Origin of the sequence: Siminovitchia sp. FSL W7-1587, assembly GCF_037963795.1 — a bacterium.
Lineage (GTDB): Bacteria > Bacillota > Bacilli > Bacillales > Bacillaceae_C > Siminovitchia > Siminovitchia thermophila.
Window position 1 is genome coordinate 4,019,925 of sequence record NZ_CP150169.1, and the last position, 14,383, is coordinate 4,034,307.

General features: G+C 42.0%; 12 protein-coding genes and 1 pseudogene. 9 read left to right on the forward strand and 4 right to left on the reverse strand.

Features of this window, described 5'->3' with window-relative positions:
- The first annotated feature begins 41 nt into the window (after positions 1 to 41).
- The 3 genes and pseudogenes from NST31_RS18885 to NST31_RS18895 all read left to right on the forward strand — a co-directional run.
- Entirely contained in the window at positions 42 to 485 is a 444-nt protein-coding gene (locus tag NST31_RS18885) for a GNAT family N-acetyltransferase (protein ID WP_077114288.1), read from the forward strand.
- 118 nt (positions 486 to 603) lie between these two features.
- Positions 604 to 1,038 (forward strand): aminoglycoside 6'-N-acetyltransferase, encoded by a 435-nt coding sequence (gene aac(6'), locus NST31_RS18890; protein ID WP_077114287.1) that lies wholly within the window; start codon positions 604 to 606, stop codon positions 1,036 to 1,038.
- A 710-nt stretch (positions 1,039 to 1,748) separates the two neighbouring features.
- Positions 1,749 to 2,251: pseudogene (locus NST31_RS18895) on the forward strand (GyrI-like domain-containing protein); the annotation flags it as partial.
- Between the two features lie 414 nt (positions 2,252 to 2,665).
- On the opposite strand, the gene NST31_RS18900 reads toward NST31_RS18895, so the two are convergent.
- The 4 genes from NST31_RS18900 to NST31_RS18915 all read right to left on the reverse strand — a co-directional run bounded on the left by NST31_RS18900 (position 2,666) and on the right by NST31_RS18915 (position 7,011).
- Positions 2,666 to 3,694, reverse strand: a complete 1,029-nt coding sequence (locus tag NST31_RS18900; RefSeq protein WP_077114281.1) for a serine hydrolase domain-containing protein — start codon at positions 3,692 to 3,694, stop codon at positions 2,666 to 2,668.
- The gene (locus tag NST31_RS18905) at positions 3,691 to 4,287 is read right to left on the reverse strand and encodes a TetR family transcriptional regulator (RefSeq protein WP_339162619.1); all 597 of its coding nucleotides are present in this window, start codon (positions 4,285 to 4,287) and stop codon (positions 3,691 to 3,693) included. Before NST31_RS18905 ends, NST31_RS18900 begins: the two co-directional genes overlap by 4 nt.
- 430 nt (positions 4,288 to 4,717) lie before the next feature.
- A complete protein-coding gene (locus NST31_RS18910; RefSeq protein ID WP_205178127.1) occupies positions 4,718 to 4,918 on the reverse strand; it encodes a hypothetical protein in 201 nt (66 codons plus the stop codon).
- 590 nt (positions 4,919 to 5,508) lie between these two features.
- Positions 5,509 to 7,011 (reverse strand): CapA family protein, encoded by a 1,503-nt coding sequence (locus NST31_RS18915; RefSeq protein ID WP_339162621.1) that lies wholly within the window; start codon positions 7,009 to 7,011, stop codon positions 5,509 to 5,511.
- 408 nt (positions 7,012 to 7,419) lie between these two features.
- On the opposite strand from NST31_RS18915, the gene NST31_RS18920 reads away from it, so the two are divergent.
- The 6 genes from NST31_RS18920 (at position 7,420) to NST31_RS18945 (ending at position 14,369) form a co-directional block, all read left to right on the forward strand.
- Positions 7,420 to 7,854 carry a VOC family protein gene (locus NST31_RS18920; protein WP_339162623.1) on the forward strand — a complete coding sequence of 145 codons (435 nt, stop codon included), beginning with the start codon at positions 7,420 to 7,422 and terminating at the stop codon, positions 7,852 to 7,854.
- A gap of 259 nt (positions 7,855 to 8,113) precedes the next feature.
- The gene (locus NST31_RS18925; protein ID WP_339162625.1) at positions 8,114 to 8,755 is read left to right on the forward strand and encodes a hypothetical protein; all 642 of its coding nucleotides are present in this window, start codon (positions 8,114 to 8,116) and stop codon (positions 8,753 to 8,755) included.
- A gap of 656 nt (positions 8,756 to 9,411) precedes the next feature.
- Positions 9,412 to 10,251: a CPBP family intramembrane glutamic endopeptidase gene (locus NST31_RS18930; protein ID WP_205178119.1), complete on the forward strand. Its 840-nt coding sequence runs from the start codon at positions 9,412 to 9,414 to the stop codon at positions 10,249 to 10,251.
- Positions 10,252 to 10,682: 431 nt separating this feature from the next.
- Positions 10,683 to 12,590, forward strand: coding sequence for an ATP-binding protein (locus NST31_RS18935; protein ID WP_339162627.1), 1,908 nt, complete (start codon positions 10,683 to 10,685; stop codon positions 12,588 to 12,590).
- Positions 12,556 to 13,179: a response regulator transcription factor gene (locus NST31_RS18940; protein ID WP_339162628.1), complete on the forward strand. Its 624-nt coding sequence runs from the start codon at positions 12,556 to 12,558 to the stop codon at positions 13,177 to 13,179. Before NST31_RS18935 ends, NST31_RS18940 begins: the two co-directional genes overlap by 35 nt.
- 749 nt (positions 13,180 to 13,928) lie before the next feature.
- Complete coding sequence (locus NST31_RS18945; RefSeq protein WP_339162629.1) at positions 13,929 to 14,369, forward strand: GNAT family N-acetyltransferase; 441 nt, start codon at positions 13,929 to 13,931, stop codon at positions 14,367 to 14,369.
- Positions 14,370 to 14,383 lie beyond the last annotated feature (14 nt).

Genomic DNA, 14,383 nt, shown 5'->3' on the forward strand with positions numbered 1-14,383 from the left:
AATACAGTCCAAATATAAAAGCGCAAAAATAGGAGAGTAACATGATTAAGCAAATTTTTGAGCATAAAAAAAGATTCTTGCATCTATTGCTTCTTGCTGACGAGCAAGAAGATATGATTGATCAATACTTAGAACGTGGAGAGATGTTTGTCCTTGAAATAGATGGTGAAGTAAAAGCGTTATGTGTCGTAACAAATGAAGGTGAGGGCGTTTTTGAAATCAAAAATCTGGCAGTAGAACCTTCCGAACAGCGCAAAGGGTATGGAAAAAGATTGGTTCAATTTGTTTGTGAGCATTACAAAAATAAAGGGCATACCATGCTCGTTGGAACAGGGGACAGCCCATTAACCATCCCTTTTTATCAGGCTTGTGGCTTTACGATTTCACACCAAATTGATGACTTTTTTATTCGTCATTATGATCAACCGATTTATGAAGGTGGAAAGCAGTTAATCCATATGATTATTTTAAAGAAATCATTGTGAGAGGAACTGATCTCTTGATCAGGGTTTTCACTTGGCCGAACTGTTTTAAAATCAAGTTGTTATGATAAACTCGGTGTTTCAGCGGCGGTTTATTGAAAATTCATTTGGAGGTGTTTGTATGCTGAAAGAGGCGACAATATCAGAAACGGAAGATGCGGCCCGACTTGCTTTGCTGCTTTGGCCCGAGCACACTTTACAGGAATTTATACAAGAAATGAACGGGCTGATTGCGCAGCGGGATGCCGTTGTGATCTTGGCTTATCATAGCGACGACGCAATAGGATTTGCACAATGCCAATTGCGCTACGATTATGTTGAAGGGACAAGTTCAAGTCCGGTAGGATATCTAGAGGGGCTTTATGTTAAGGAAGCATTCCGCCAGCAAGGCTATGCGAAAAAATTAGTTCATGCTTGTGAACGTTGGGCCAAGAAAAAGGGTTGCCAGGAGTTTGCCAGTGATTGTGAATTAGAAAATAGGGAAAGCTTAGCGGTACATCTTAAATTGGGATTTAGCGAAGCCAATCGGATTATTTGTTTTAAAAAGATGTTATAATTGAATTCAAGGTCGCAATTTTCGGAAAACAACCCTAATCTTGATGCTTTTCATGAACGCAGGAAAATGCATAACCAATTGCTACTTCATCGGCACGTTGTATGGATCCTATCATTGTTTCTCCAATTCTGAAACTCTCTTTTCTAGTTTTCTTATTTTCGATTCAGCATTACTGACAAGAAATAATGCACAAGCAGATACAGCCAATGAAATGACCCACGACATAAGTAAGGAACCTCCAATTATTTCATTTGTTTGATTATAGCATGTGAGTCAAAGAATTGGGATGCTTAAAAATGGGTGTCACACAATTCGATTATGGTGATTATTCAAGTAGATTGCTTCGTTGGTTCCTAATACTTACTATTCATCCCCTGCCGCATGCGATTGGATATTTGGAATACGGTTTAAGAAGCACTTCTTACGATGAATGTAAAGGATCGTAGATAGGGAATTTCAAAAGCAATCTTACAGTATTTGCCTTAGTTTAAGGATTAGAAAGCAATATGTTGGAAAGCATCGAGGTAAAATATTTGTCACTAGTTCCTATATGAGAAGACATTTTTCAATCTATTTTTCCAAAATGGACAAAATGCAGACGTATTTAAAAGGAGGGTATATATTTTGGGGATATATTTGCAGCCATGATGCTTGCTTCATACATTTTGGATATAGCCAATTACATACTTAAGCTTGTCAAAGACTTTCTTCAAATTTCAATAAAAGGAGATACGAGATGGAGTATCGAATTCAGAAGCTTGATTTTGAATTAAGGATTGTAGGGAAGGGCAAGTCAGTGAAGACAAATAGCGCTTTTAAAACTATTCCTACTCTTTGGAATAACGCCAAAAAAGATGGTTTTACGCAGCAGTTGATAGATATGTCCTGGGAAAATCCAAAATGTACACTTGAAAGTCTTTTGGGGGTTTGCGGTAACGAAGCAGCCATCATGGATGAAGAATTCACGTATTTTATGGGAGTACGCTACGATGGAGATGTCCCTAATGATATGGAGAGCCTTTCTATTACCCATGCTGATTGGGCAGTTTTTCCGAATATAGCGGAAGTAAGGAAACGTTTATATGCCGAATGGGTTCCCGCTTCTGGATACGAACTTGCCGACATACCTTGTATCGAATGTTTTTACCCGCCAAAGCACAAACCAAGAAACGAACTGTGGGTACCAGTATTGCCTAAAAATAGTAACAAATAATAAAAGCGGCTGTCTAAAAAGTTCAATTTAGAGTAAGTGCACTAAAATGTAAAACCCAAGAATGTTGATTTTACGGCAATCTTCGGTTTGGTTTTTTAGTTTTCAAGCTGCAACATGACTTTTCTGACGACCCCTTTTTACCTTCATAGGGCTGTTTGAGTAAATGGGACATTTGAATGTCTATCAAACTTAGAATTGACGTTGGCTCGTGGCCAGGACGGCGCGTTCCCCAAAGAAAATTGGTCTAAGTGGGAGAAAACGGCACCTAAATGCCCGATTCGTTTAACTAACATTCAGTAGGAGCTGGAAAAAACGCCTACTGAATGAAGTTTCACTTTATCCGCTTATATCATTTGCGGCAAACCGACAAAGTGTCCAGGAATCCTGTTATGGGACATGCTACACGATTACCCTCTAGGCCGACTTCTTAATTTTATTCATTAACCGCGCAGCGGCGCTATGTCCTGTAACTTGATTAACTGTGCCTGTAAAATAAAGATCTTTCTCGGGATCATGGAATGCGAAAGCCCCCGATTGGCCCCAATGTCCCAGCAATCCCTTTTTTAGCCCCCATAATGACAAGGGTTGCCGGGATATTCCGACTCCGTAATAAAAGGTGCCCGGTAAAAAGAGGAGATTCCAGTTTTTTTGCAGCTCGGACAATTCTTGCCTCGAGAAGAAATGCCCGTTGAAAAAAGCTTTTAAAAAAGTCATCGTGTCTTTCGCGGTGGCGACGATTCCTCCTTCCGAAGCAATTGATGCCATGTAGCGGGGCAGATGGAGCGGTTTCGATTTATAGTAGAGCGGAACTGGACGCGAGTCGTTCACATCCTCGAATATATACGTTTCCTCTAGCCCGAGCTCGTCAAAAATAAGCTGTTTAAACACATCTTTGACGCTTGTGCCTGTTACCGCTTCGATGATAATGCCTAATAACTGGTAATTGGTGTCGGAGTATTGTGCCTTTCCTTTTTGTCCCGGCATAAATCTGGGCTTTTTTTGTTTGATCAGCGTGAGCGTCTTCTCCAATGACCACGCTTGATCTTTACCGCTAAGAAATTCGCTAAAGACATCATTTGAGAAGTAATCGGGCAATCCGCTTGTATTGGACATGAGATGTTTAATCGTAATGGCTTGTGTGTAATCGATTCCTTTATAGACATGGAGGCCGCTTGTCATGTCCGTGGGGAGATATCTGCTTATTTTATCTTCTAGCCGCAAACGGTTTTGCGCTCTTAATCTCAACATGACCGCAGTAACATACAATTTCGTGACGCTTGCGAGAAAGTAGAAATCAGAAGGCTGGATGTTTCCCGCACTGCTGGTGAAAGACAATGCGCCGCTTCCATTTTCTACGCAAATCACGGCACCGTGGATGTTTTTTCTGGAAATGACCTTGGACATGTACGCATCAAGAAGCGACTGTGTCAGCTTATGATTCATCGTAAATTTTCCCCCTCTGACATTTGGTTACTTTGGCGTAAACGTGCGGCGGTGATGACATCATCCGCGGTGCGGTCAAGCATTTCTATCATTTTCTCCTCGTTAAAGTCGTCAGGCAGCAAGTCGTTTGCTACCATCATCGACAAACCGGTTTGAAAAATTTGCATCTTGAGCAAAATTTGCTTTAGCTCCTCATCGGAAAAGCCTTTAAGAAGCGGATCGCTCTTCATCTGCTGAACCAAGATGTTCACGTGGTCTTCATTGTGCTTCATATGACTATTGTTTTTCATAACCAAATCTCTGAACAGTACACTGTATTCTTTTGCGAAACGAATACTTGCGATTCCGATGTCGCGGAACGGCTCTCCCGATTGCTGTTCGCTTAACAATTGCCTTGACACTTCCAAGGTTTTAGCTACGACCTCTTGAATCAATTGTTCGACATCCGTGAAGTTAACGTAAATTGGGGCGATAGAACTGCCTAATTTTGCGGCTACTTTTCGGATCGTGATGGCGTCAATTCCTTCGGATTTGGCAATCTCGAATGCGGTATCGATAATTTTTTGCCGTGTAAATTTTTTCGGCGGGGCCATCGTTAAATCTCCTTTCTATTATATAAAACATGTAATATGTATCAGGTGATATGTATTATTATAATGCTTAGTAATTCATTTTGCCATCGTTTTTCCAGTAAAAAAATTTCCCTTGGCACTTGACCTAGGAAAATTGCTTCCGCCCGCACCAGCTCCTCAAGCTTCTCTTAATGAACAGAGAGGTGATAGGTCTAGAATGCTCGGGCAGATAGCGGCTGCCGCTTTTTCGGGAAGGATGCATTGTGAAGGGAAAACGGAAGAAATTGAGAAGAGATTCATTATTGGCAGAACATCTTTTAGCCGACGAACAAATCAACATTCATTGCGGGCATTGCTGACATTAGCAAGACATGCTCATGAAAGTGTATATATCCCTTTAATATCAATTCATCGGGTTTATTTTAAATCAGAAGCTCGAGCAATAAACATGTTAATATTGCTTTAAATTACAGAGTTCTTTTACTTTTATGGAAGCGACTTCCCCACAATCTTGGCAATAGGTGAGCAGGATTGGTGAACCTGTTGTTAGCTTTTTGTTCACTGGTCTGATATTTGCATAGCCATGTCCCAATTGCCCTACAGCAAAGGAAGAACCTCCACATGATTTACATGTTAATGTTTGATCACTCATTGAAATCACCTCCTCAACTTTATTAAATATGTAATACGAATGAATCATAAGTACGTTTCATTTTTTCAAGAAGTAACAAGTTGGCCAATTTTCACAAGTGATAAAACTGGAGAACCATCCCTTTGTTTCAAAGAGAATAAAGTTTTGAAAAGATAAGGGGATTAGATGGTTTGGATCTTGGCTTGCTTTATTTAATATGGCAATGCAGTTGGAAGTCTCATTTATGGTTTTAAGTATAAATAAGCTCGAAGTTATTCTTTTCATCCAATTAGCTTTACTGCAAGCTAGAATGTGTCCTTTTTAATAAAGGGAGGGTGGGGGGATTTGCTGCCGTTCGGATTGCTATTGTTGATCGTTTCTTGAGAAATTTGTTACATGAAGCACGATAGTAGGTCTTTTACTAAAATGAAGCATACTTTGATCATTGTAAATGATGAATGAGCGATCGTTTTGTTATTAAATATAGGGGCTATCAAGTGTTTTTCACAGGAAAAAAGCTATTCTGTTAGTGCTTCTCATTATTGCGATTTTATAAAACGAATATATAAGGGCTGTCCGCAAGCCTGAGTAACCGGCTTTTGGACAGCTCATTATTTAGTTTCCTTTTCAAGAAAAGGGTCAAAATAATCAATCTCACTGACACCATTCGGGATAAGGGTGCTTATCCTCGTTAATTCATCCACGATTTCCTTCGCTTTCTCGCCAAATACCGGGAGCGGCTGATAGTTATTTTCTGTTTCGCTATCATTTGAATTTTCGAGAGCCGGGGCAATTCTCAGCCCTTTTGTGACTACCGAACCGTTTTCCTTTGCAAAGGTGAGACGGAAGATCGCTGTTTCACGTGATTTTAATGTTGGGTCGGCACCAAACGCATAGTCTCCCATGCTGTATATGATATACTTCCCATTGTACTTTTCAATGCTTTGCAAACAATGAGGATGATGGCCGACGATGATATCAGCTCCGGCATCCAAAGCGGCACGACCGAATTTGGTTTGATAGGCAACGGGTGTTTGCTTGTATTCAATTCCCCAATGCATATTGACGATCACTAAATTATCTTTTCTTTTATATTTTTTAACATCCTTAATAATATTGTGGAGGTATGTATCGGCAGATTTTCTGTAGCGGTAATCGTAACCTAGAAAAACTGTTTCAATATCTTTAATGTTTACAATGAGCGGCATACCTTCATTAAAAACAGCCACATCTTGTTCCTCAAAAGCTTTTAATGTATCATGATATCCCGCCTCAAAATAATCCATTGTATGATTGTTTGCCAAATTAGCCGCTTCTATTCCGCTTGCCGGTAAAAAGGCCGCATACTTGGGATGGCTTTTAATTCTCCACATTTTTTGTTGGGCCTTCGTCTCCGTTGTAAAAGCACTTTCCGCATTGATCACGGTGTAGTCATCGGAATGAAACCATGGAAGGCTGTTTTTATATACATATTGATTATCACCATTATTCTTTTCAAACACATAATCGAACTGCAAATGCTCAGGGGCTTCCGGATATGTGCCGAACGAATTATCGCCCACCATGCTAATCGTAATTTCTTCAGGCTTCCTTTGTCCCTGCTCGTAATTAGCCGCCGCGGCATAAAACCACACGAATTGATCGATTTCTTCCAAACTTAGTGAAGAATCTGTTTCTTTTAATTTTTCCAGAGCAGTGAGATAGTCTGGATACACCTGACCCAACACTTTTTCATCAGTATCCGCCTTTCGATAGGAATGAACAGCTTCTAAAGAGGAGTTTAACATTTTCATATATTGTCCAATGACATCATCCTTCATCTTGTATTGATTGATTTGAGACATTAATTTTTTCATTTTTTGTTCTGCTTCAGCTGATCCGCCCGAAGAGGCGACCAGCTTTAAAACCTCATCGGCTTGTTTAGAGAGACTTTCAACAGCTTCTTTGGTAAGAACTGGTTTTTCTATTTTCTTATTGGCACTCTGAACATCAGATATTGCTGGCTTATTTTCTGTAACAATCGAAATAATAATGCCTATCCCAAGCAACGTGACAAAAATTGTCAGTAATCCCCTTTTTCTTAGTTTCCATCTTCTTATTCTTTTCCTGGTCATCGTTTTCCCTTCCTATTCTTTCAATTCTCAGCCAATTGGACAACCCATCCCACTTTTATTTCAAGAAATTTCGGTGTTTTCTGTAAAGAGGTGTAGAGCAAACTTCAAGTAATTCCTTGGGGCCGCAAAAACTGCTGTACTTGAATTCTATTAATGAAACATTTTTAGTATTTTGACCAATATGAGCAAATATAGGCCTTATGAATCAGCTCTATTGTACCTCAAGCTTGCTGTTTATGCATCAAAATCTTTCCTAAAAGGGAAAAAATTAAGTATTTATCCATGGATTGGAATATCCAACATAAGAATGATTATTAGGCATGTCTGTTCAATATGGAAATGCCTGCTTGACTCCCACGCTGCGTAATAGTTTATATTTGACTTATCTTAATCATGGAGGGAAGCACAATGGAATTTTATCCTATGCCTTTTTTTGTAAAGCTCTTTGTCAGTCGTATGGAAACTTCTCTGTCTTGGTACAAAAATGTGCTTGGCTTTGAACCTGTATTTGAGTTGCCGGACAAAGATGGAAATGTTGTAATGGCACATATTCGAGGTGAAAAGTATCAAGACATCTTGTTGGTGTTAGAGTCGGAGGAAAATGACAAGAGTTCTAATGGGAAGGGAGTTGTTTTACATTTTTCAGTGGAAGATGTTGATTTGTATGCTGAAAAAGCAAGTGCGGCCAACGCCTTCATTGTGGAAGGTCCTATTGATCGTCCCTGGAACGCACGTGAGCTTACGTTGAGAGATCTTGATGGTTATGTAATCACACTTTCAATGAGGATAGACAGGGAAAAGACGTTTGATGATGTTGTGAGCCAAGTGCAAAGTACATTTTAGGTATATTGAAAAACGAGTGATTTTCCTTATTTTCCCCATGAAATTTATTTTAGCAGGAGAGGTAATATCTCTCCTGCTAGATTGGTATGCGTGGCAGCTATTCCAGTGAAAATGATAGTAACGTTAAAAACAAATTCCTGAACTATCAAAAAATTTAAATATATAGTAAAATGGAGTTTATATTCAGTGAGCCATTTAAAGGGGGTTGATATTTTTGCAAATAAAATTACTCACGTTACAAACAAATAAATTGGAACAAATGAAACAATTTTATACGCGAGATTTAGGGTTTTCTATCTGTGCGGAAGGGTCAAATAGTTTTCAAATTCAAGCGGGAACAAGCATTTTAGAATTTACGAATGAAAATGTGGTGGGGGAACCATATTATCACTTTGCTTTCAATATTCCAGCCAATCAATTTCAAGAAGCAAAGGCATGGTTGAAAGGAAAAACAACGCTTTTACTAGAAGACGGAGAAGACGAGGCAGACTTTTCATTTTGGCCTGCACATGCTTGTTATTGTACAGATCCAGCCGGAAATATAGTAGAATTCATTGCTCGATATCATGTAAATCCAATTTGTGAATCCCCATTTTCAAAAAATAATATTTTAAATATCAGTGAAATTGGTTTAGTTGTACAAGATGCACCAAGGGTTGGTGAGCGCTTGAAAGAAATCAACATATTTGAAAGTGATCATGATCCGATTACGAACTCTTCTTTAAGTTTTATGCAAGAAATTGAAAATGGCGTTTTTATTCTATTAACGGGTGTAGGGAGAAGATGGCTGTTTTCGGAGAAGACATCCGCCATTTTTCCAATGGCAATAACACTTGATAAACAAACTGTATTAGGTGTGAATGAGGAGTCTGAATTTTTTATTGAAAATACGATGATATAGCCTGGCTTTCAGAGGGAAGAAGAGAGATTATTAAATTCAACTCGTTAACAATTTTTCATGGGCGTGTAAAAGGATATTAAAAATCGTTATGACTTGCGATTTATGCTGAATTGTTTAAAGTTTAATAGCCACCTATCTGGTTTGGGATAGGTGGTTATTACGTTTGTAAAGAAAAATGAACGATTATTATCAATCCCGAAGCGGTAGATTGCGGAATAGAATGCGAGGTTCTTGCGCACCGAAGGCTGCGGTATTTTAATCCATGAGAGGAAAATTGGTTTTTGCCGACAAACGGAACGATCGTTGCTAACTACTCTGGAGAAATCGCTCTAATCCCGTTTGCGATATTCCTGCTATTCGGGTTACGAGCTAGGCTGGCGAGCCTGGTCCAAGCCCAGTTAGGTAAGAAGGGAATCGGCTCGTGTTTTCAAACTCTAAAGGGCGCAACGGGAATAGATTGAAGTGGCATCAAGAACACCATGGCACAGAATTCGATGATGTTGGAAGCGCATGTAATGAAGGTCTCATAGCAGATTGAAGCTAGGCATTTTATTGCGTGATCACGCAAAAATAATGCGTGAGCATGTCTAAAACTGACGGGAAATACGGATTCATCTGTCGGCGAACTCCGGTATGATCAAGGAGCGTAAAAATAAATGAACGCTTACTTTGATCTTATTTGGAGGGATCTCGTCATGTCCACGATTTATCAAAAATTGGCCGGTTTTTTCAACCTGTCTGATCCGAAATATGTCCGTTTCGTCCGAAAGTATGAAGCCAAAACGAAGAAAGAAATCGCCTTCTACCTGTTTTTAGGATTGTTACCCGGTCTGCTAGCGTACCTGTTTACTTATCCGTTGCGCGAGCCCATTATGGAGTGGACAGGTTTATCCGCGTTATATGTACAATTTCTAGCGCTCGTCATTATGTCCTTTGGCTGGCATTTGTTCGTTCCGTTCCTCATGCTGCGTTACAAGGACGGACTATCGTTCAAGGAATCACTCGTATATCTTGGCTTCGCCAGGCTTGATCTGAAAGGCTTGCTAATTGTCTTTCCAATCTTGACGATACTGTTCACTCTCATATCGTTGCCTTATATGAAATATGTGTTTCCACCGTTGTTTGATTGGTTGAACGGCTTCCCGGCGTTCCATATGGGAGAGTGGCATATTTTCAATCAGGGGTATTATGACTTTCCTTGGTTGTTGCTGTTGATTGGTCTGGTTGGCAACTTCATAGGCGAGGAAGTCTATTTTCGCGGCTATTTATTAAGAAAAGTGGGTCGCCTCAGGTTTGATTGGATGTGGATCGCTATCATTTTCCAACTCTATCATATGTGGCAAATCCCGATGAATTGGGCGTTCGTACCGCTTGCCATCTTTATCCCGGAAGAAATATTGGTTAAGTTGCGCAAAAATATTTACGGCGCTATCCTGTTGCATCTGTTCGTAAACTTTGTATGGGGGATGATTACGCTGTATCTTGTTGGCGTCTAAATCATGTTGGTGTAATGCATCATCAGGCATTTCATGGCTGTCGGAAAGATGGTACACTCGAAAAGGGGTGATGCAATTTGCCGAAAATTGTTCGCAAATACAATTTGGCCGTATACGGATCGGCCCTGCTTTTCTTAATTGTTGCGGCTTATATTCATACTGCTACACTGCAGAATCCATATACGGGCTTACTGTTCCGCGAAGATGCGGGCGTCTGGACCGTCGTCTCCATCGATCCCGCCGGTCAGGCGGAAGAATGGGACGTGCGCATAGGCGACCGCCTGATGGCCGTTGACGGTAAACAACCGGATTTGATGAAGCTTGGCGACCGCGCATATCTAAAGCGTTCGGGGACGCTTCTATTCGAGCGTAACGGCATGGGGCGCTTCGAAGTCCGGAACGACGCGGCGGCGACGGACGTATACAAGGGCATGTTCGCCGTCAGTGCGGAGCTGGCTCTAATCGTCATCGGGCTGATGGCTTATCGGAACAAGCCCGAATCTTATATGGTGCGCCGCTTTTACGCGCTAAATATATTCATGGCAGCCACACTGCTATTCGTCTATTCGACTGAAACGGCACTTACCGGATTGGTTTTGCCCGTTGTTGCAAGTTGGCTACCTTACATGCTGTTTGCTTTCTTTGTACCCTTCGTATTTCGTTCAGTCCCTGGTTGGATCGGTTCGGCGATGGCGGCCTATCGGGTACTGGCTGCCTTATTCGCTGTGTATGTTTTGCTCGTCTTCGCGTGGGGAGCCATTCCGTGGTGGACCCGGAGCGTCCTTCATGCCACTCTCATCGGCACATTGCTTGCTATATTCGTGATTGCAGCTGCGTATTGGCGCGTGATGGATCGCGCTGAGAAGAATCGGCTGCTTACATTTGTTGCCGCGCTGGCATTCGGCTTGCTGCCGTACCTGTTTTTGTACGCGCTGCCCGACCTGTTATGGGGAGAATACATAGCGCTGCCGGATATGACGCTGGCAGGTCTCATCGTTCTCCCCGCTGCTATATTATTGCTATGGGCCAGGCAGAAGCTGCTCGACATACGTTTCTATCTTCCCCGCTTGGCTATTCATAGTCTGTATGCAGGAATTGCGACGATGCTGATTGCCGCACTTGTCCGGAGCAGTGCCTCCCCCGCAACACTTGCGTTGTGCGGCGGGTTCGTTGTCCTGACACTGCTTCATCAGCTCAGCCTTAACCGCTTCAAACGACAACGCGAGCGAAGGGAAGACCGGCTTGACCGGCAGCGGCTGGAGATGTCGATTCGATTTGCTGAGCATCGTAATAGTCATGATTTATTGCGAATGCCTGCAGAGCTTATTCATAGCGTGACAGATATTGAAGGGCTGTGTTTCGTCTGGTATCGCGGGGATGACGCAGTTGTATATGGAACCGGGCCATACACTCAGATTGCGGAGCTTCCCGATCCCCGCAAATCTATTTCGGGCATCTTTGCGCAGGTGATGGACTTAATGCAGCCTGATGGGACGGTTATCGGCTTTTTAGGGCTTGGCTCGAAAACAAATAACACCTCCTTTACCCCCGAGGAGCTTGGCCTGATCGACAAGGTGAAGTTGGAAACCGTCCGCTTGTTGACGGGAGCCGCCTTACTTGACGAGCTTCGCGGAGCACAAAGCGGGCTGCCTGGGGAAACCTCAGAATACCATTTGTTGGAAGCACAACAGGCGGAGCGAGTACGAATGTCATACTATCTGCATGATCATATTTTACAAAATCTAATTTTCCTAACACGCGATTTGGAAGAATTACATGATACTGGACAAAGTGAAAAGCGGCTAACCGCCGTTTGGTTGAAATGTTTGTATGATACGCAGCATGACATCCGTATGTTGTGTGATGATCTGTACCCGCACATTGTTGATCAGGCGGGACTGGGCACGGCGATGCGCTGGCTTACACGTATCGTAAAGGAGAATGGGGGACCGCCGATCAAGTTGGATAACAGGCTACCAGAATCATTGCCTCCCTTATATAAGATGACGCTGTTCCGCATTGTTCGTGAACTTGTCAATAATGCGGTCAAGCATGCGAAGGCCGACAAATTAGAGATTAAGTTATGGGAAACTGATGAAGCATTCTGTGGACAGGTCAGCGACGATGGCATTGGGTTCGACCCGGAAAATGTAAGCGGCATTCGGACAGGTCCTCAAGGATTCGGACTAGTCACAATTGGCAGTCAGGTCGCCCAATTTGGAGGCGGAATTGATATTGATTCGGGAGTTGGGCACGGAACGATTGTCCGTATTCGACTGCCGAAACAGGGAGGTGAAGCGAAAGATGGAACCGCCGATCAAAGTTTTGTTGCTAGATGATCATCCGTTGGTTATGGAAGGATTGAAGAATCGGCTGGAAAGGGAGCCGGATATGCGGGTCGTTGGGACATTTAGTGAGCCACACGAACTGCTCAGGCGTATCGGCACACTTAATCCGGATGTCGCCGTGATCGACATTTCAATGCCCGGCATGAATGGGTTTGACCTGGCGGCGGAATTGAAGCGGACTTACGACATGGCAATCAAGCTGATTGTGCTATCGGGGTATGTCTATGATGAATATGTGCATAAAGCTTACGAGCTGGGTATTCACGCTTATTTATCCAAACAGGCGACCTATCCGCAAATTATCAATGCCATTCGGCAGAGCATGCTCGGACTTCGGCTGGTGCCGGAGAGAATGGCCGCCCTGCCAGGGTCCAATCATTTGACGCCGACGGAGAGGGAAGTGCTAAAGAAGGTCGCGCTAGAGAAAACAAATAAAGAAATTGCCAGGGAGCTGGCGATGAGCCAGCGCACGGTAGAGTATCATATGGCGGCTATTAACCGAAAGCTTGACGTCAGGACAAGGGTTGGAGCGGTCGCCAAGGGCTATGAGCTGGGATTGCTGGAACGGTTATACGACTGAGGTTGACGGTTGACAGCCAGGGCAAAGCGCCCCCTCTATTAATATTAGATACGATATAGAGAGGCAACACACTGTTTGTTTGATAGATATAGAGCGACTATTCATTAATATCATATCCATATTTTTCATGCGCTTGCCGTCATAAATCGCGATACAGACTAATTTGATCCGGTATTAACTAAGTAAAGTAAGATCCCGCGTTTCAAGAAATCGAAATCGGCTGCCATTAAAAGCCCGATTCTTTCTATTAATAATTAGTGAAGGACTGAGGTTCGCAGACCAAAAACAGCGACATCGTGTGGCAACCCGCATTTTGTGATTGAAGCTGGAGGGCATTTGGCTTTTTTCACAACAGTCCATAATAACGCAAACAAATGGAAAAAGTAGAAACCAATAGCAGGTAGGCTGGCGCATGATATTAAATGGAAAAATCAAACAAATTAACTCATAAACGAAAAAGTTCCAATGAGCCTGTTTCTGGATGATATCTCGATCAATAAATTTCATATAAATACACAAAGCGAAAGTTATAGAAGGAATTCGTCTCCTTGTGTCGAATTATATGAAAGTACAAAATAGGGAGATCGTTCTCTTTTTATCATTGTACAGTTTAGTGTTGGTATCCATCTTATGAGGAGTGATGTGGTATGTATATGAAATCAATAAGGTGCTTCATCAGTAGTAACATCATAATGTAGTAGAGAATTCATCGCAATGGATTTCTCTACTAAAGGGGAGGAATCCGAGATTTGATTAGTTTGAAGTTGATTGATGAGAGTAATTGGGAAGATTGTATTGAACTAAAGCCTAAGCAAGAACAGGAAGTGTTTATTGCCTCGAATCTGTATTCTATTGCTGAAAGTAAATTTTTTCCGAATTTGGAAATAAAGGCAATCTATTATGAGGAGAAGATGATCGGTTTCGCAATGTACGGATTAGATTCCGATGATGGGAACTATTGGATATACAGATTCATGATTGATGAGCGATTTCAAGGTCGCGGATATGGCAAGAGTGCGATGAACTTGGTCATTCAAGACATCGAGAGCAGAGAAGATCGAACTGATGTCATATGGCTTGGGTATCACGTGAACAACGAGCAAGGAAGAAAGCTATATGCGAGCTTGGGTTTTCAAGAAGCAGGGATAGCTGATTGGGGAGAAATGTTGGCAAAATATAGTTTTCGTTAGCAGTTTGAGAGAGA